General features: G+C 57.5%; 19 protein-coding genes. All 19 read left to right on the forward strand.

Going from position 1 to position 18,923, the window contains the following annotated elements:
• Positions 1-43: 43 nt before the first annotated feature.
• Positions 44-517: a 50S ribosomal protein L15 gene (rplO, locus tag GOV91_RS13440; protein WP_171091991.1), complete on the forward strand. Its 474-nt coding sequence runs from the start codon at positions 44-46 to the stop codon at positions 515-517.
• Between the two features lie 109 nt (positions 518-626).
• Positions 627-1,991 (forward strand): preprotein translocase subunit SecY, encoded by a 1,365-nt coding sequence (gene secY, locus GOV91_RS13445; RefSeq protein ID WP_171235890.1) that lies wholly within the window; start codon positions 627-629, stop codon positions 1,989-1,991.
• The gene (locus GOV91_RS13450) at positions 1,988-2,632 is read left to right on the forward strand and encodes an adenylate kinase (RefSeq protein ID WP_171181622.1); all 645 of its coding nucleotides are present in this window, start codon (positions 1,988-1,990) and stop codon (positions 2,630-2,632) included. Before secY ends, GOV91_RS13450 begins: the two co-directional genes overlap by 4 nt.
• Positions 2,633-2,833: 201 nt before the next feature.
• A complete protein-coding gene (gene rpsM, locus GOV91_RS13455) occupies positions 2,834-3,202 on the forward strand; it encodes a 30S ribosomal protein S13 (RefSeq protein ID WP_170328762.1) in 369 nt (122 codons plus the stop codon).
• A 15-nt stretch (positions 3,203-3,217) separates the two neighbouring features.
• Positions 3,218-3,607, forward strand: coding sequence for a 30S ribosomal protein S11 (gene rpsK, locus GOV91_RS13460; RefSeq protein WP_008757289.1), 390 nt, complete (start codon positions 3,218-3,220; stop codon positions 3,605-3,607).
• A gap of 114 nt (positions 3,608-3,721) precedes the next feature.
• Entirely contained in the window at positions 3,722-4,738 is a 1,017-nt protein-coding gene (locus GOV91_RS13465; RefSeq protein WP_050605850.1) for a DNA-directed RNA polymerase subunit alpha, read from the forward strand.
• Positions 4,739-4,854: 116 nt separating this feature from the next.
• Complete coding sequence (rplQ, locus tag GOV91_RS13470; protein WP_171181624.1) at positions 4,855-5,277, forward strand: 50S ribosomal protein L17; 423 nt, start codon at positions 4,855-4,857, stop codon at positions 5,275-5,277.
• 139 nt (positions 5,278-5,416) lie between these two features.
• Positions 5,417-6,739, forward strand: a complete 1,323-nt coding sequence (locus GOV91_RS13475; protein ID WP_171181626.1) for a DUF3300 domain-containing protein — start codon at positions 5,417-5,419, stop codon at positions 6,737-6,739.
• Between the two features lies 1 nt (position 6,740).
• Positions 6,741-7,631, forward strand: a complete 891-nt coding sequence (locus GOV91_RS13480; RefSeq protein WP_171235891.1) for a DUF2950 family protein — start codon at positions 6,741-6,743, stop codon at positions 7,629-7,631.
• A gap of 123 nt (positions 7,632-7,754) precedes the next feature.
• The gene (locus GOV91_RS13485; RefSeq protein WP_171235892.1) at positions 7,755-8,810 is read left to right on the forward strand and encodes a TauD/TfdA family dioxygenase; all 1,056 of its coding nucleotides are present in this window, start codon (positions 7,755-7,757) and stop codon (positions 8,808-8,810) included.
• A 74-nt stretch (positions 8,811-8,884) separates the two neighbouring features.
• Positions 8,885-10,270, forward strand: a complete 1,386-nt coding sequence (locus tag GOV91_RS13490) for a trypsin-like peptidase domain-containing protein (RefSeq protein ID WP_171235893.1) — start codon at positions 8,885-8,887, stop codon at positions 10,268-10,270.
• Between the two features lie 3 nt (positions 10,271-10,273).
• The gene (locus GOV91_RS13495; protein ID WP_171235894.1) at positions 10,274-11,584 is read left to right on the forward strand and encodes a replication-associated recombination protein A; all 1,311 of its coding nucleotides are present in this window, start codon (positions 10,274-10,276) and stop codon (positions 11,582-11,584) included.
• Between the two features lie 98 nt (positions 11,585-11,682).
• Positions 11,683-12,489, forward strand: coding sequence for a crotonase/enoyl-CoA hydratase family protein (locus GOV91_RS13500; RefSeq protein WP_171181637.1), 807 nt, complete (start codon positions 11,683-11,685; stop codon positions 12,487-12,489).
• 120 nt (positions 12,490-12,609) lie between these two features.
• Positions 12,610-13,653: an RluA family pseudouridine synthase gene (locus GOV91_RS13505; protein ID WP_171235895.1), complete on the forward strand. Its 1,044-nt coding sequence runs from the start codon at positions 12,610-12,612 to the stop codon at positions 13,651-13,653.
• Positions 13,650-14,321 carry an HAD-IA family hydrolase gene (locus tag GOV91_RS13510; RefSeq protein WP_171235896.1) on the forward strand — a complete coding sequence of 224 codons (672 nt, stop codon included), beginning with the start codon at positions 13,650-13,652 and terminating at the stop codon, positions 14,319-14,321. Before GOV91_RS13505 ends, GOV91_RS13510 begins: the two co-directional genes overlap by 4 nt.
• A gap of 3 nt (positions 14,322-14,324) precedes the next feature.
• Positions 14,325-15,032 carry an ATP12 family chaperone protein gene (locus GOV91_RS13515; RefSeq protein WP_171235897.1) on the forward strand — a complete coding sequence of 236 codons (708 nt, stop codon included), beginning with the start codon at positions 14,325-14,327 and terminating at the stop codon, positions 15,030-15,032.
• A gap of 205 nt (positions 15,033-15,237) precedes the next feature.
• Complete coding sequence (locus tag GOV91_RS13520; protein WP_171181642.1) at positions 15,238-16,254, forward strand: amino acid ABC transporter substrate-binding protein; 1,017 nt, start codon at positions 15,238-15,240, stop codon at positions 16,252-16,254.
• Between the two features lie 123 nt (positions 16,255-16,377).
• Positions 16,378-17,610, forward strand: a complete 1,233-nt coding sequence (locus GOV91_RS13525; protein ID WP_171181644.1) for an amino acid ABC transporter permease — start codon at positions 16,378-16,380, stop codon at positions 17,608-17,610.
• A gap of 3 nt (positions 17,611-17,613) precedes the next feature.
• A complete protein-coding gene (locus tag GOV91_RS13530) occupies positions 17,614-18,912 on the forward strand; it encodes an amino acid ABC transporter permease (RefSeq protein ID WP_171181646.1) in 1,299 nt (432 codons plus the stop codon).
• Positions 18,913-18,923: the final 11 nt, after the last annotated feature.

The raw sequence follows: 18,923 nt of genomic DNA on the forward strand, positions 1-18,923 counted from the left end.
CCCATCACGCTTCGGGGGTCATATCCGGCTTAGGAGAAGCGAAATGAAACTGAACGAATTGCGCGACAATCCAGGCGCCGCACCTAAACGCACTCGCGTTGGCCGTGGTCCGGGTTCTGGCAAAGGTAAAATGGGTGGTCGTGGTATCAAAGGCCAGAAATCCCGCTCGGGTGTGGCCATCAATGGCTACGAAGGCGGTCAGATGCCATTGTACCAGCGTCTGCCCAAGCGTGGCTTCAGCAAGCCGAACCGCAAGGCATTCGCCGTTGTTAACCTGGGCTTGATCCAGAAGTTTGTCGAAGCCGGCAAGCTGGACGCTTCGGCTGCGATCACCGAAGACGCTTTGGTTGCGTCCGGTCTGGTCCGCCGCAAGCTGGACGGTATCCGCGTTCTGGCCAAAGGCGAAATCAGCGCCAAAGTAAACCTGGAAGTAACCGGTGCTTCGAAGTCTGCCGTTGAGGCAGTTGAAAAAGCGGGCGGTTCACTGAAGGTCACAAAAGCTGCTGCGGCAGAGTAATCGCTTGTGAGCGGGCCAAGACCCGCTTACATAGACCTCAGAGTTTTCCAAGACGCCGTCCGAGCCGGAAAACGGTTCCGGGCGGCGTTTGCATAAGAGAGACCGATTTATGGTATCAGCAGCAGAACAAATGGCAGCCAATACAAGCTGGGCTGCTCTGGGCAAAGCCACCGATCTGCGCAACCGCATCCTGTTCACGCTGGGTTTGCTGATCGTCTATCGCCTAGGCACTTTTATTCCGGTGCCGGGGATTGACGGGCAGGCGCTGCGCGAGTTCATGGAGCAGGCGGGGCAAGGCATCGGCGGCATGGTTTCGATGTTCACCGGCGGTGCGCTGGGGCGGATGGGTATCTTTGCCCTCGGCATTATGCCCTATATCTCGGCCTCGATCATCGTGCAGCTGCTGACATCCATGGTTCCCGCGCTTGAACAACTCAAGAAAGAGGGCGAGCAGGGCCGCAAGAAGATCAACCAGTACACCCGGTTCGGTACCGTGGCCTTGGCCACTGTACAGGCCTATGGTCTGGCGGTTTCGCTTGAAGCTGGTGATTTGGCGACAGATCCGGGGCTGTTCTTCCGCATGTCGACCATGATTACTCTTGTTGGCGGCACCATGTTCCTGATGTGGCTGGGTGAACAGATCACCGCGCGCGGCATCGGCAATGGTATCTCGCTGATCATCTTTGTGGGCATCATTGCTGAGGTTCCGGCAGCACTGGCACAGTTCTTTGCTTCGGGTCGTTCGGGTGCAATCAGCCCTGCAGTGATCGTTGGGGTGATCGTGATGGTCATCGCCGTGATTACCTTCGTGGTGTTCATGGAGCGCGCGCTGCGCAAGGTTCACATCCAGTACCCGCGCCGTCAGGCCGGGATGAAAGTCTATGAGGGCGGATCCAGCCACCTTCCGGTCAAAGTCAACCCGGCAGGCGTGATCCCTGCAATCTTTGCCAGCTCGTTGCTGTTGCTGCCGGTGACAATCTCGACCTTCTCGGCGGGTGCCTCAAACGGACCGATCATGTCGTGGATGCTGGCCAACTTTGGCCCCGGACAGCCGCTGTATCTGCTGTTCTTTGCGTCGATGATCGTGTTCTTTGCATATTTCTACACGTTCAACGTGGCGTTCAAACCCGATGATGTTGCGGACAATCTGAAAAAGCAAAACGGTTTTGTACCGGGTATCCGCCCGGGTAAGAAGACCGCCGAGTATCTGGAATACGTGGTCAACCGCGTGCTGGTTCTGGGTTCAGCCTATCTGGCAGCGGTTTGCCTGCTGCCCGAGATTCTGCGGAACCAGTTCGCCATCCCGTTCTATTTTGGCGGCACCTCTGTTCTGATTATCGTCTCTGTGACTATGGACACGATCCAACAGGTGCAGAGCCATTTGCTGGCGCATCAATACGAAGGGCTGATCGAAAAGTCACAACTGCGCGGTAAGAGCAAGAAACGCGGCAGGAAGGGACCCGCTCGTCGATGAACATCATTCTTCTTGGCCCTCCGGGCGCTGGTAAAGGGACGCAGGCGCGTCACCTGGTTGAAACACGCGGCATGGTGCAGCTGAGCACCGGCGACATGTTGCGCGAAGCCAAAACCTCGGGCACCGAGATGGGCCAGAAGGTTGCGGCGATCATGGATGCGGGCAAGCTGGTCACAGACGAAATCGTGATCGGCCTGATCGAAGAGAAGCTGACAACTGAAACCGGTGCTGGTTTCATTTTTGACGGCTTCCCGCGCACGCTGGCTCAGGCCGATGCCCTGTCGGCATTGCTGACCAAGCTGGGCCAGTCCTTGCACACAGTGATCGAGATGCGTGTGGATGACGAAGCCTTGGTGCAGCGGATCACTGCGCGTTCGACCTGTGGTGGTTGTGGTGAGGTTTACAACGATATCACCAAGCCGATCCCGGCCGACGGCAAATGTACCAATTGTGGTAAGGAAAACGATTTCCAGCGCCGCGCAGACGACAACGAAGACAGCCTGCGCACGCGCCTGATGGAATACTACAAAAAGACCTCGCCGCTGATCGGGTATTACTATGCCAAAGGCGATCTGCGCCCGGTCAATGGCCTGGCCGAGATCAAAGAAGTGACCGCCTCTATTGAGGCTATTCTCGGCTGACTTCAGGTTGGGGCTTGACGGCCCCACCAAAAGCCCATATCGACCCCCATCCCTAAAGGGAATCAAGTCTGCGTGAGGGATTCGTCCCAAACGCCCCGACCACCTCGAATAATGCTGAACCCTCTGGCCACACTGCCACGGTAAAGCGTTGTGAAAAAAGGTTCTGGAGTTACGGAACCGCAACGAAAAGGAAAGTGACACGTGGCACGTATTGCCGGCGTAAACATCCCGACTGCAAAGCGGGTACCAATCGCCCTCACATATATCACCGGAATCGGCAACACCTCGGCCAAAGCAATCTGCGAAGCCGTGGGCATTGAAGCGACCCGTCGCGTCAACGAACTGTCCGACGCCGAAGTTCTGGCCATCCGTGAACACATCGACGCCAACTACACCGTCGAAGGTGATCTGCGTCGTGAAGTTCAGATGAACGTCAAGCGCCTGATGGACTTGGGCTGCTATCGCGGTCTGCGTCACCGCCGCAACCTGCCGGTTCGCGGTCAGCGCACCCACACCAACGCTCGTACCCGCAAAGGCCCCGCAAAGGCCATCGCTGGTAAGAAGAAATAAGGGAGGGTCTGACTGATGGCACGTGATAAGACTCGCGTTAAACGCAAAGAGCGTAAGAACATCGCATCGGGCGTTGCCCATGTGAACTCGACCTTCAACAACACCAAGATCCTGATCTCGGACGTACAGGGCAACGCCATTTCGTGGTCGTCTGCCGGTACCATGGGTTTCAAAGGATCGCGGAAATCGACCCCCTACGCCGCTCAGATGGCTGCAGAAGATGCAGGCAAAAAGGCGCAGGAACATGGCGTCAAGACGCTGGAAGTCGAAGTTCAGGGCCCCGGTTCGGGTCGTGAATCGGCTCTGCGCGCGCTGGCTGCAGTGGGCTTCAACATCACGTCGATCCGCGACGTGACCCCGATTGCTCACAACGGCTGCCGTCCGCCGAAGCGTCGTCGCGTCTAAGCGATTTTGAATTGAGCTGGGGCTGTGTTTTTGCACGGCCCCAGCACGTCATTTTGAACCTCGGGCGTCTGCACCTTGTTGGTCATGGGGCGCGGACAGGAATGGAGGGATTACATGATCCACAAGAATTGGGCAGAATTGATCAAGCCGACTCAGCTGGAAGCCAAGCCGGGCAACGATCCCGCACGCCAGGCGACCCTGGTTGCCGAACCGCTGGAGCGTGGCTTTGGTCTGACTCTGGGCAACGCCCTGCGCCGCGTTCTGATGAGCTCGCTGCAAGGTGCGGCCATCACCAGCGTTCAGATCGACAACGTCCTGCACGAGTTTTCCTCGGTCGCAGGTGTTCGTGAAGACGTTACCGATATCATTCTGAACCTCAAGCAGGTTGCTCTTCGCATGGAAGTCGAAGGCCCTAAGCGCCTGTCGATCAATGCCAAAGGCCCGGCAATTGTCACTGCGGGTGACATCAGCGAAAGCGCTGGCATCGAGGTTCTGAACCGCGATCATGTCATCTGTCACCTGGATGATGGCGCCGATCTGTTCATGGAACTGACCGTCAACACCGGCAAAGGCTATGTTTCGGCTGAGAAGAACAAGCCCGAAGACGCACCTATCGGTCTGATCCCGATCGACGCGATCTATTCGCCGGTCAAAAAGGTCGCCTATGACGTTCAGCCGACCCGTGAAGGTCAGGTTCTGGACTATGACAAGCTGACCCTGAAGATCGAAACCGATGGTTCGATCACACCTGAAGACGCGTTGGCCTTTGCCGCTCGCATTCTGCAGGATCAGCTGTCGATCTTCGTCAACTTCGACGAGCCGGAATCGGCGAGCCGTCAGGACGAGGACGATGGTTTGGAGTTCAACCCGCTGCTGCTGAAGAAAGTGGACGAGTTGGAACTGTCGGTCCGTTCGGCAAACTGCCTGAAGAACGACAACATCGTTTACATCGGCGATCTGATCCAGAAAACCGAAGCCGAGATGCTGCGCACCCCGAACTTCGGCCGCAAGTCGCTGAACGAGATCAAAGAAGTGCTGTCCGGCATGGGTCTGCACCTCGGCATGGATGTCGAGGATTGGCCGCCCGACAACATCGAAGATCTGGCCAAGAAATTCGAAGACGCGTTCTAAGCGCGTCTTCCCAATGCCCGGCTTTCCGGGGACTGTCTGGGCGATGATGCCCCAAGGAGAGCCGGTGACACGCATCGCCGGCCAGACAAAGCAAAACGCAAGATAGGAATTGAAAAATGCGTCACGCACGTGGTTACCGCCGCCTGAACCGTACTCATGAGCACCGCAAGGCTCTGTTTGCGAACATGGCTGGCTCGCTCATCGAGCATGAGCAAATCAAGACAACTCTGCCCAAGGCAAAAGAACTGCGCCCGATCATCGAAAAGCTGGTCACTCTGGGCAAGCGCGGCGACCTGCACGCCCGCCGTCAGGCCGCATCACAGCTGAAAGAAGACAAAGACGTCGCGAAGCTGTTCGAAGTTCTGGGCCCCCGCTATGCCGAGCGTCAGGGCGGTTATGTCCGCATCCTGAAAGCTGGCTTCCGCTATGGCGACATGGCCCCGATGGCGATCATCGAGTTTGTTGATCGTGACATCGACGCCAAAGGCGCAGCCGACAAAGCCCGCGTCGCCGCCGAAGAGGCTGCAGACGAAGAATAAGAAAGCCCTGCATTCGAATAATTGGCCCCTGCGTCCCGAACGCGGGGGCTTTTTGGTTTTTGGCTTTGGGCCAAATTCCGAGATTTGTTGCCAGAATCATGAACTTGGGCGATCCTCAAAGAAATTGAAGGATCGCTATATGTTTAGATATCTGATTTTTGCGCCCCTGTTTTGCGCAAGCACTGCGCTTTTCGCGCAGGAAACCACAGATGAAACGACCGAGGCGGCGTCGCAAGAAACAACGGACCTTCTGACCGACGCAGAGCTGCAAACTCTGGTCGCGCCGGTTGCATTGTACCCGGATACTCTGCTCATCCAGATACTTGTCGCCTCGACCCAGCCGCTGGAGATTGTGAAGGCCGAGCGTTTTCTGATCGACAATGCAGACCGAGATCCGGCTGAGCTTGAGCCTGAAATCGAAGCGATGGGTTGGGACCCGTCCGTCAGCGTGCTTGCAACAGCGTTCCCCGAGATCGTTGGGCAAATGGCGACACATGTCGACTGGACCGAAACGATGGGAACAGCGATGTTGGCCCAATCTGACGATGTGATGGATGCCGTCCAGGTGATGCGGGATCAGGCAATCGACAGCGGTGCACTGGTGTCCGGCCCGGAACAAACCGTTGAGGTCGAAGAGGATGAGACCGTCGTCATCACACCGACCAACACGGAAACCGTTTACGTTCCGCAATATGATCCTGCCACGGTGTATACCGGACCATCAACGGGTGACGTCGTTGGGGCCGCTCTGCTGACCTTTGGCACCGTGGCGTTGATTGACGAGATTTTCGACGATGACGATGATTGGTACGATTATTGGGGGTGTCGAAACTGCGGTGGCTGGGGCGGTGGCCCGATCTACAGAAACCCGAATATCGACATAGACGTCGATGGTAACGTCAATATCGGTAACAACATTAATCGCAAAGATGTTGAATGGAAGCCTGATACGAACCGTCAGCAACAAGCGCGGAACAAAATCGCCGATCATAAACGCACTGGTGGCGGTGCCGGAACATTGCCCGTTGACCGGCCAAACGGCCGCACAGATGAGTTGCGCTCAAAGCTCAGCAGAGAATCCGGGGCTGCCGACATAAGTCGGGACGGCTCGGGCGCTGCGGCATTGGCGGCCGGGGCGGGCGCCGGGGCGATTGCGGGTGGTGCACTGGCCAACCGCGGCAATGATAAGCAATTGCCCAAGGTCAATCGGGGTAATGTCGACACTGACAGAGCCGCCGCGAAACAGAAGGCTGTGGACAGAACCAAGCAATCCTCTGGTGCCGCCAAGAAGCCGGTTAAAAGCAACGCCAAGACCGCCAAGAAACCTCAGGCCCAAAGGGCTGCAGTTCAGCAGAAAAAACCTGCGGCCAAAGGGAAAGCCATGCAAAAGAAAGCGTCCGGCAAGCGAACCCACAGCGCGTCAAAACGCGGGCACGCGGCCAAGGGAAAGCGGAGGAGATAAGATGCGAAATTTCATAGTTTCTTCTGCCATTCTTTTGATCACGGCGAGCACAGCGGCATCCGAGGGTGCCCGATACAATAGCCCGCAAGCGGCGTTGGATGCGTTTGTCGGTGCTCTGAAGTCGGATGATCGGAATCAGTTGCTGGATGTGTTTGGGGCTGAGGCCGAAGACTTGCTTGCAACCGGCGACCCCGAAGAAGACCGCGCCAGACGAGAGGAAGTGCTTGGCATGTATGCCGAGGGCTATCGTTTCCAGCCGGACGAGCACGGTGTTGTCGTTTTGCTGGGGGAAGACAGTTGGCCCTTCCCGATCCCTATTTCTCGGGCCGGTGAGGAATGGCACTTTGACCTCGAAGCTGGCATCGAAGAAGTTTCGGCCCGCGAGATTGGCTTGAATGAACTGGAAGTGATGGAATTGCTTGATGCTTATGTCGATCTTCAGGCCGCGTTCCGTTTGGCCGACCATAATGGCGACGGCGTGATGGAATTCGCGCGCAACATCATTTCCGACCCGGGCGTGAAGGACGGTTTGTTCTGGCCTGAGGAAGACAGCTTTGTCGGCGCGGCGCTCGCACGAGCGGTGGCCTCTGGGTGGAGTGACGGAGAAGAGGACCACGAACCTGAACCCTTCCTGGGTTATTACTACACAATCCTTCAGGGGCAGGGACCCAGTGCTCCGGGTGGTGCGTATTCTTACTTTGTTGGGGATCATTTTGTAGCAGGTCATGCACTGCTTGCCGTTCCTTCTGAGTATGGCGAGACCGGAATTCATTCGTTTCTTGTGGGTGAGAACGGGATCATTTTCGAGGCGGACTTGGGTCCTGACACGCTCGAACGCGCTGCGGATATCCAAGAGTATGACCCGGGCCCTGATTGGTCGCCAGCAGAGTAAAACCAAAAGCGTTTGCGAACGCGGACCAGATGGGTGTCGTATTTTAACAAGTTTCGGTGACTTCAGATGATGAACTGTGCTTTCTCACGCGTGAATATGGAAACAGCGTGATTGGAGGCAGCGATGACCGTGTTTTCTGAATTACCAGCGCAAATCACCGGTCCATCTGTTTGGAACGGACGGGAAATGGCAGCGCGGCAGAATGAATGGCTGTTGCATCTGAGCCCTGGGGATGTCGCTGACCTTGAGCAAGCCGCGCGCCATTATCTAAGCCTGGGGCGAGATATCGGTGAAATAACCAAAACAGATTTTCCGCTGCACCAGTTCGATCGCCATTTAGAGACCCTAATGGACACCCTGATCAACGGTATTGGGTTCGAAGTGATCCGGGGCCTGCCGGTCGAGACCTATTCTCAGGAGATGGCCGCCGCGATCTTCTGCGGGGTGGGTGCCCATTTGGGATCGGCGCGATCCCAGAATGCACAGGGGCATATTCTGGGTCATGTCCGGGACATTGGGGCGGACGTAAATGACCCGAACACGCGGATCTATCAGACCCACGAGCGGCAGACCTTTCACACAGACAGTGCCGATATCGTGGGGCTTTTGTGTCTTCGGGACGCCAAAGAGGGCGGGGATTCACTGCTGGTCAGTGCCGAAGCCATCTACAACCGGATGCGCGCCGAATGCCGGGACCTGCTGGAGCGATTGTTCGACCCGATAGCAACCGACCGGCGCGGTGAAGTGCCGGAAGGCATGCAGCCCTTTATGACCATTCCGCCCTTCAACTGGCATGATGGCAAGCTGACCGTGTTCTATCAGCGGCAGTATATCGACAGTGCGCAGCGGTTTCCCGAAGCCATGCGCCTGACCCCAGAGCATGTCGCTGCTTTGGACAAGTTCGACTCTTTGTCGAACGACCCAGATCTATATCTGACCATGCGGTTGCAACCCGGCGATATGCAATTTGTCTACAACCATTCTCAGTTGCATGACCGGACGGGTTTTGTGGACTGGCCTGATCCGGTCGACCGTCGGCATCTTTTTCGCCTATGGCTCTCACCCGACGGAGACCGGGAGTTGCCTGACGTTTTCAAACAGCGCTACGGGTCGATCGAAGTGGGTAATCGGGGCGGGATCATTACAAAAGGGACCCGCCTGCACGCGCCGCTGGATTGAGCGCGCCGGACAGGTGCTTGCATTAGCGCGCGCGTAGTCGCATATCCTACGCAGCTTTTGAGGTAGAGGTATCCATGCTTCGCGCGACACTTATCGCTTTGACCTGTGCAGTTTCCACATTTGCGACGGCTGAAACACGCGTGCCGCAGTCGCAGGCCGAGATTTCGCTGGGCTTTGCTCCTGTGGTGAAAAAAGCCTCTCCTGCGGTCGTGAATATCTATGCCAAGATCGTGCGGCAGGGGCGGGCCAGCCCGTTCTTTTCGGACCCGTTTTTTCAAGACTTCTTTGGCCGGGGCTTTGGCACGCCACAGCCGCGCGTTCAAAACTCGTTGGGCTCTGGTGTGATCCTGTCCGATGACGGTTACGTCGTCTCCAACTATCATGTGGTTGGGTCCGCAACAGAGATCCGGGTCGTCACCACGGACCGACGCGAGTTTTCGGCCACAGTTGTACTGGGTCATGAACAAAGCGACATTGCGATCCTGCGTTTGGAAGAGGCCGAAAACCTGCCTTTCCTAAGCCTGCGGGATTCCGATCAGGTCGAAGTGGGTGAACTGGCTTTGGCCATTGGGAACCCCTTTGGTGTTGGGCAAACCGTGTCCTCGGGCATCATTTCGGGTCTGGCGCGCACCGGAACAGCAACGGGCAACGGCCGCGGGTATTTCATCCAGACGGATGCGGCGATCAACCCGGGCAATTCCGGCGGCGCATTGATCGACGTGAATGGCGATCTGATCGGGATCAACACGTCGATCCTGACACGGTCGGGCGGTTCCAACGGTATCGGTTTTGCCATCCCCGCCAATCTGGTGGCTGAGTTCCTGAAACAGGCGCAGCAAGGCAATGACAGCTTTGTCAGCCCTTGGGCGGGAATGTCGGGTCAGCACATGAGCGCGGATATCGCGGAATCTTTGGGGCTGGTTATCCCGCTGGGCGTTGTGATCTCGGACCTGCATGACCTCAGCCCGCTGCGCGAGGCGGGGCTGAAGGTGGGCGACGTCGTCACCCATGTGGACGGGGACGAGGTGAACTCCCCCGCTGAAATGAAGTTCCGCATGTCTATTGCAGGTGTGGGGGGAAGCTCGGTTCTGACGCGGCTGCGCGGCGACCAAAGCGATGGGGTCGAGGTGGCCTTGATCAAAGCACCTGAAACACCCGCTGCCGAAGAAACCGCGCTGGACGACAATACAGTTCTGCCGGGCTTAGTTGTGTCTCGGATCAATCCGGCGGTGATTACCAAGCTGGGTCTGCCCCTGTCTCTGACCGGCGTTGTTGTGGTTGATCCGGGCCCTTATGGCGCGCGGGCCGGGTTACGACCTGGCGATGTAATCGAGACCATCAATGCGGTCGATATTCAGCGCCCCGGTGATGTCGAACGCGCAATGACAAACCCGGGACGCCGTGTGCAGATGGGGCTTCAACGCGAAGGCCGTTCTGTGTCCCTGCGATTCCGGCTGTAACGTATGAGCGATCTGTTCGACACCGGTCCTAAGGAGCACGCCGCTGCCCCAAATCGCCCTTTGGCAGATCGATTGCGGCCCCAATCGCTGGGCGACGTCATCGGTCAGGAGCAGGTGCTGGGGCCGGAAGCTCCGCTGGGCGTGATGCTGGCGGCGGGCAGTCTGTCCAGCCTGATCTTTTGGGGTCCGCCCGGGGTAGGAAAGACGACCATAGCGCGGCTTTTGGCGCAGGAAACCGATCTGCATTTTGTCCAGATCAGTGCGATCTTCACGGGTGTGCCTGACCTGAAGAAGGTCTTCGAGGCCGCCAAGATTCGCCGACAGAATGGGCAGGGGACGCTGTTGTTCGTGGACGAGATCCACCGTTTCAACAAGGCGCAGCAAGACGGGTTTCTGCCCCATATGGAAGACGGCACCATCTTGTTGGTGGGCGCAACAACCGAGAACCCGTCATTTGAACTGAATGCCGCTGTGCTAAGCCGGTCGCAGGTTCTGGTACTGGAACGCCTCAGCCTTGCCGACCTTGAGCGCCTGACGCAGCGCGCCGAGAAAGAGCTGGACCGCGTATTGCCTTTGACCCCGGCTGCGCGCGATGCGTTGCAGGAAATGGCAGACGGTGATGGGCGGGCGTTGCTGAACCTGATCGAACAGGTCTCGGCCTGGAAAGTGGACGCGCCGCTGGATCCCGATGCATTGTCGACGCGGCTGATGCGGCGGGCTGCGAAATACGACAAGTCGGGTGATGAGCATTACAATCTGATCTCGGCCCTTCATAAATCGGTACGTGGGTCTGACCCGGATGCTGCGCTGTACTGGTTCGCACGAATGCTAACCGGCGGCGAAGACCCGCGCTATCTGGCGCGCCGGATTACGCGGATGGCGGTTGAGGATATCGGTCTGGCGGACCCTCAGGCGCAGGCCATTTGCCTGCAATCGTGGGAAACGTATGAACGGCTGGGGTCTCCCGAAGGGGAATTGGCGCTGGCGCAAGCCTTGGTTTATTTGGCGCTGGCCCCAAAATCCAATGGGGCTTACGTGGGCTACAAAGCGGCCATGCGGCTGGCCAAGCAATCCGGCAGCGAGCCACCGCCCAAGCATATCCTAAACGCACCCACTTCGCTGATGAAGGATCAGGGATATGGTGCGGGTTATGCGTATGACCATGACGCCGAGGATGGGTTTTCGGGTCAGAACTATTTCCCGGAATCCATGAAACGCCCGGTCCTGTATCAGCCGGTGGAACGCGGGTTCGAGCGAGAGCTGAAAAAGCGCCTCGATTACTTTGCCAAGCTTCGGACACAGCGCAACAGTTAGTTACGCAGGGTCAGTATTGGACATGCCGCCGCGTCACAGGCGACAGGTTCGCAATAGATCGTTTCCCTTGGGTCAATACCAGCAAGGGAGGACGGAAAATGCCGGTTTCAATTGAAAAGACCCAAGACGTCTGGACCATCATCCATGACAGGCCGGATGCTCGGAATGCCGTTGATACGGAACACGCTGTAGCTCTGGTTGACGCATTCCTGAGTTTTGAAGCCAGTTCTGCCAAAGCCGCTGTGTTCTGGGGCAAGGGTGGCAATTTCTGCGCGGGCTGGGATCTGAAACTCGCCGCCTCGCTGGCCGATCCTGAACTGCGTGAGGCATATTTCGACAAGCATGCCTTTCCAATAGGTTCAGCCACTTCGACACTTGGGCCGATGGGACCGTCCCGGCTGGAGCTTTCGAAACCGGTCATCGGCGCGATTGAGGGTGCCGCCGTGGCCGGAGGCATGGAGCTTGCTCTTTGGTGCGATATCCGCGTGATGGCGGAAACGGCATATCTGGGTGTTTACTGCCGCCGCTGGGGGATTACGCTGATGGATGGCGGCTCGGTCCGGTTGCCGCGTTTGGTGGGGCAAGGCAAAGCGCTGGAGATCGCCTTAACAGGTCGGAAAGTCGAGGCCGAAGAATGTTATCGGATCGGGCTGGCAGAAAAGGTCGTCCCGCATGGTGAAGCGCGTTCTGCAGCTGAAGAAACGGCCCATGAAATTGCACGTTTTCCGCAAGAGGCTGTGCGGGCTGACCGCCGTTCGATCATCGAAACGCGGGGTATGCCGGTGCGCGAAGCGCTCAAGGTGGAATGGGCCAACGGGTTGGAGGCGATCCGTCGCGAAGGAACCTCGGGCGCGGGGCGTTTCCGGGATGGTGCCGGGCGGCACGGGGATTTCTCGAACATCTGATCGCAACGACCAGATACCTTGACTCTTGGTGCATTGCGCGCGACAGACGCCCATGATTTCTGGGACACGGACAAAGGTGCAATCCGGGCGGCTCACCCGCGCGGTGCAAGGGTTAGTGGCATGAGTGGCGTACAGATGATTACAGTCGCTGAAGGGGATGGCGACCAGCGCGTTGACCGCTGGCTGCGCCGTCTGTTTCCGCATGTCAGTCAGGGCCGCATTGAAAAGATGTGTCGCAAGGGTGAACTGCGTGTCGATGGCAGCCGCGCCAAAGCCTCGACCCGGCTGGAGGTTGGGCAAGTGGTGCGTGTGCCGCCTTTGCCTGACGCAGATCACAAACTGGCTGAGGTCAAACATCGTATCTCGGATGCCGATGCCAAGATGATCCAGTCCTGCGTGATCTACCGCGACGATCACATTCTGGCGCTCAACAAGCCGCAGGGCCTGCCGGTTCAGGGCGGCAGCGGGCAGACCCGGCATGTCGACAGCCTGTCCGAGGCGTTGCGGTTCGGCTATGACGAGAATCCGCGACTGGTCCACCGCTTGGACAAAGATACGTCAGGTGTTCTGCTGATGGCCCGCACGCGTGAGGCCGCCAAGGGCTTGACGGCCGCTTTCCGCCATCGTGACACACGCAAGATCTATTGGGCGCTGGTGGCCGGTGTTCCGACTCCCTACCTGGGTGAGATCAAGACGGGCCTTGTCAAAGCACCCGGTCATGGCAAGCACGGCGAAGGCGAAAAGATGATCCCCGTGCATATGAACGAAATCGACAGCACACCAGGCGCCAAACGCGCGCACACGCATTACGCGACCCTCTACCGGGTGGCCGGCCGTGCCGCATGGGTTGCAATGGAGCCGATCACCGGGCGGACGCACCAGCTGCGGGCCCACATGGCGGCCATCGGGCATCCGATTATCGGGGATGGTAAATACGGCGGTTCGGGCCAGGAAAACCTTGGCGACGGCTGGGGCGCGCAACTGGGCGGGATCATTAGTAAAAAGCTTCACCTGCATGCCCGGCGACTGTCGTTTCAACACCCAATGACCCGCAAGCCTGTGACAGTCACGGCACCTTTGCCGGATCATATGAAGCACAGCTGGGATACGTTCGGGTGGACCGAGGATCTGGCTGCTGACGATCCGTTTGAGGATCTGCAATGAGCGCACCCTTACGGCTGGTTCTGTTTGATGTCGACGGCACGCTGGTCGACAGTCAGGGCAGTATCGTTCACTCCATGACAACCAGCTTTCAGGCTGCTTCGGTGCCTGTCCCGTCGCGCGACGCGATCCTTTCGATTGTGGGTCTGTCCTTGCCACACGCCATTGCGCGACTGGCACCGGATCAACCATCCTTGGTCCAGGGTGATCTGGTTGAAGGGTACAAAGAGGCTTACCACGCACATCGGCTGGACCTGGGTGCGGCCAGTTCGCCGCTTTATCCCGGCGCGCGTGAGGCGATTGAAGCATTACACGCTGTGCCCGAAGTACTTTTAGGAGTAGCCACCGGCAAGTCACAGCGCGGTCTTGATGCGTTGATCGAGGCGCACGGGCTGGAGGCTTATTTTGTGACGCGTCAGGTTGCAGATCATCACCCGTCCAAGCCACACCCGTCCATGGTGCAGACCGCCTTGTCTGAAACCGGTGTTGATCCGGATTGCGCAGTGATGATTGGTGACACGAGCTTTGACATGGACATGGCTGCGGCGGCGGGTGTGCGCGGAATTGGGGTGACCTGGGGATACCATGATCGCTCGGCTTTGGCTTCGGCGACTTGCGTGATCGAGACATTTGACCAGTTGCCCACGGCGCTGGCTGGAATATGGAACTAGGAAATGAGCGACTGGAAACCAAAACGCTTCTGGAAAGACAGTGCCGTTGTCGAGGCCGACGGCGGGTTTGCGGTTGAATTGGACGGTCGACGTGTCAAAACGCCCGCCAAGAAAGGTTTGATCTTACCGACCCGCAGCATGGCCGAAGCGGTCGCGGTAGAATGGGATGCGCAGGAAAAAGAAGTTGATCCTGCGACAATGCCGTTCACACGTTCTGCCAATGCCGCAATCGACAAAGTGCGCGTTCAGCATGCAGAAGTGGCCGACATGCTGGCCGATTACGGCGATTCTGATCTGCTGTGTTACCGTGCCACGCACCCGCAAGAGCTGCAGAACCGCCAAAGGGACGAATGGGACCCGGCCTTGGATTGGGCCGAATCTACGTTGTCCGTTCGTCTGGTACCGGTCGCAGGGGTGCTGCACCAACCACAAGCGCGTCCGGCCTTGGAGACGCTGCGCGCACGGGTCCATGCGCTGAATGCGTTTCAACTGGCGGCCTTCCACGACCTTGTCAGCCTGTCAGGGTCGTTGATTCTTGGGTTCGCGGCAGCCTTGGATTGGCGCAATCCGGACGAGATATGGCGCATTTCGCGACTGGACGAAATCTGGCAGATCGAGCAATGGGGCCATGATGACGAGGCGCATGAGGTTGCTGAGGTCAAAAGGGCGGCGTTTCTACATGCAAAACGCTTCTTTGATATGTCGGTTTGAGCCATAATTCCTGATATTTGGGCAATTGTGCAAAGGGCTTGGGGGGTGAACCATCGATTTCGATGATCCGACCCTTGACGTTTGTTTATGAATACGCCCAAACTCAGTCCCACTAAAGGGGAGACACCTTTGGGGTAACCTATCCGGCATCCACTTGCCGGGCAGAGCCGTTTCTTATGAGACGGAAAATCAGGAAGAGGTAAAAATGAAAAAATCCGTAATCTTGGGCGCGGCGACGATTGCCGGTCTGGCTGCTGGTGCAGCTGCGGCGGGCACCATTGACGACGTCAAGGCGCGCGGCAAGTTGAATTGCGGCGTGACCACCGGTCTGGTTGGTTTTGCTGCACCCGACGCAAATGGTGAATGGCAAGGCTTTGACGTTTCGCTGTGCCGCGCTGTTGCTGCTGCCGTTCTGGGCGACGCAAACGCCGTTGAGTTTGTTCCGACCACCGGTAAAACGCGCTTTACCGCGCTGGCATCCGGCGAAATCGACATGCTGGCCCGTAACACCACATGGACCTTCAGCCGCGACGTCGACCTGAAGTTCGAATTCACTGGTGTGAACTACTATGACGGTCAGGGCTTCATGGTTCCCAAGGCGCTGGGCGTCAGCTCGGCCAAGGAACTGGACGGCGCAACCGTTTGTATCCAGACCGGCACCACAACCGAGCTGAACCTGGCGGACTTCTTCCGCTCGAACAACATCAGCTATGAGCCGGTTCCGATCGAAACCAACGCCGAAGCGCAGCAACAATATCTGGCTGGTTCGTGTGACGTTTACACCACTGACGCATCGGGTCTGGCTGCGACGCGCGCCACGTTTGAAGCACCGGACGAGCACGTTCTGCTGCCCGAAATCATCTCGAAAGAGCCTCTGGGACCGCTGGTTCGCCACGGTGACCACGAGTGGGGCGACGTTGTCCGCTGGACTCTGAACGCGCTGGTCTCGGCAGAGGAACTGGGTGTGACCTCGGCCAATATCGATGAGCTGAGCGGTGGCACCGACAACCCGGAAATCAACCGCCTGCTGGGTACCGAAGGTACTCTGGGTGAGATGCTGGGTCTGGACGCTGACTGGGCTGCCAAAGCCATCAAAGCAGGTGGCAACTATGGTGAAGTATTCGCCAAGAACATCGGTGAAGAAACTCCGATTGGTCTGGCGCGCGGCTTGAACGCTCAGTGGACCGAAGGCGGCCTGCTGTATTCGCCGCCGTTCCGCTAAAATCTACGGAGATGGGCGCAGGGTATAACCTGCGCCCTCTTCACATCAAAGAGCTGCGGAAGCATTCAGAGCGGGAAAAACTCGCCAAGACAAAAAAACCGCACGCTACGGGGATTTCAAAATATGTCGACTATGACTGATCCACCGAAAGCTGACTTTCGGTTGTCCATGCTCATTAACGACACTCGCTATCGCTCCCTGACGTTTCAGGTGATCGCGGCGATCGTTATTGCGCTTTCCATCTGGTATCTCGGAAACAACTTGATCCAGAACCTTCGGGCCGCAGGGCTCAACATCTCTTACTCGTTTTTGGGCGACTCCTCCGGGTATGACATCAACCAGAGACTGATAGAATATGACAGCCAGTCCAGTCACGGGCGTGCGGCTGTTGTTGGTATTCTCAACACGCTGTTGGTTGCCTTTCTGGCATGTATTACGGCCACGGTGTTCGGCGTGATCGCGGGGGTTCTGCGGCTTTCGAACAACTGGCTCGTTTCGAAACTGATGGCGGTCTATGTCGAGATATTCCGGAATATTCCGGTTCTGATCTGGATCATCATAATCTTCACCATCATGACGGCTGTACTGCCCGCGCCACGCGCGTTCCGGGGCGATGCCGCAACATCCAGTATGTTGTTCGACGCCTTTGCCTTTACCAACCGGGGTGTCTATATCCCGCGGCCCGAGTTCGCAAACGGGCTGTTTGGCGCAACCATTCTGAACTGGTTGCTGGTGATTGTCGTTTTGATCGGTTCGTGGTTCGCCTCGCACGAGATCGAAAAGCGGGCCACATTGAAACAGGAAGAGACCGGCGAACGTCCGAAGACATTCTTGGTCAAATTGGCTGTTTGGCTGGTGCCCTTTGCCTTGCTGATGCTCATCATGGGTTTGACCTGGGATATTCCCGCTCTGAAAGGCTTTAATTTCAGCGGTGGTATCAAGGTTGGCGGCCCGCTGATTGCATTGTGGTTCGCCCTGTCGATCTACACCGGTGCCTTCATTGCGGAAAACGTACGTGCGGGTATTCAGGCGATCAACAAAGGTCAGACCGAGGCCGCCGCCGCACTGGGTTTGCGTCCCGGACGGATCATGAACCTTGTCGTTCTGCCCCAGGCACTGCGGGTCATCATACCGCCGCTTATTTCGCAATACCTGAACATCACCAAGAACTCGTCGCTGGCGATCGCTGTTGGTTATGCAGACATCACAGCCACGCTGGGCGGCATCACGCTGAACCAGACCGGTCGTGCGATCGAATGTGTGCTGCTGCTGATGCTCTTCTATCTGACAGCCTCGTTGCTGATTTCGATGGCGATGAACATCTACAACGCCTCCGTTAAGTTGAAGGAGCGCTGAGCCATGAGTGATCAAACAACAAACCCGATCGCCTTTGTGGCCGAAGGCACTATCCCGCCTTCACCGCCACCTGCAAATGAAGTCGGAGTGGTCAAGTGGCTACGCGAGAACCTCTTCTCGGGCGTGACAAACACCATCCTGACGGTGCTGTCGCTGGTGCTGATCTACATTCTGTTGAAAAACACGTTGCCGTGGATTTTGAACGGGGTGTGGAATGCCAACTCTCTGGCGGAATGTCGCGAGATCCTGGACGGCAAGACCGGCGCCTGTTTTGCGGTTCTGACGGAACGCTGGCCTCAGCTGATCTATGGCTTCAAGTACCCGGCCGACGCTTATTGGAGACCAAACCTGGCCTTTGTGCTGATGCTGGTTGCCCTTGCCCCGGTGTTGTTCTTTGACCTGCCACGCAAGATGCTGCTGTTCACTGCGGTTTACCCGTTTGTGGCCTTTTGGCTGATCTGGGGCGGTACGATCCTGGTTCCTCTGGTGGCGCTTGTCGGTTTCATTGCAGCAGGTGCTGTGTTCCAGAAGCTGGGCAACAACAGTTTTGCTGCCGGCTTCTTTGGGGCTATCGTGACTGCGTTGGTCATCTGGAACGTCGGCGGAGCCCTGATCCCGGAAAGTGCATCAGAGAATGCTTGGCTCACAGCTGTTCCCAGCCGTGATCTGGGTGGCTTTATGCTGAACATGATGCTGGGCGTGACCTGTGTGTCTCTGTCGGTGCCACTGGGTATCGCGTTGGCTTTGGGTCGTCAGTCGAACATGCCGCTGATCAAGTGGGTTTGCGTTATCTTTATCGAATTCATCCGTGGCGTGCCTTTGATCACGCTGCTGTTCGTGGCTTCAGTGATGTTGGCGTATTTCTTCCCGCCTGACAGCACAGTCGACCTGTTCCTGCGTGTTGTGATCATGATCACCATGTTCTCAGCCGCCTATATCGCCGAGGTAATCCGTGGCGGTCTGGCAGCACTTCCGCGTGGACAGTACGAAGCAGCAGACAGCTTGGGCCTTGATTACCCGCAGGCGATGCGGCTGATCATCCTGCCGCAGGCTCTGAAGATCTCGATCCCCGGGATCGTGAACGTGGCCGTGGGCCTGTTCAAGGACACCACACTGGTTTCGGTCATCTCGATGTTCGATCTGGTGGGTATGATCCGGGGACCCATCCTGGCGTCGACCGAATGGAACGGCGTCTATTGGGAGCTTCTGGGCTTTGCCGCGCTTCTGTTCTTCGTCGTCTGTTACGGCATTTCTCAATATTCTCAGTGGCTCGAGCGTCGCCTTGCCACAGATCATCGTTAAGGAGTTCAACA

The organism is Ruegeria sp. HKCCA6837 (assembly GCF_013034475.1).
Taxonomy (GTDB): Bacteria; Pseudomonadota; Alphaproteobacteria; order Rhodobacterales; family Rhodobacteraceae; genus Ruegeria.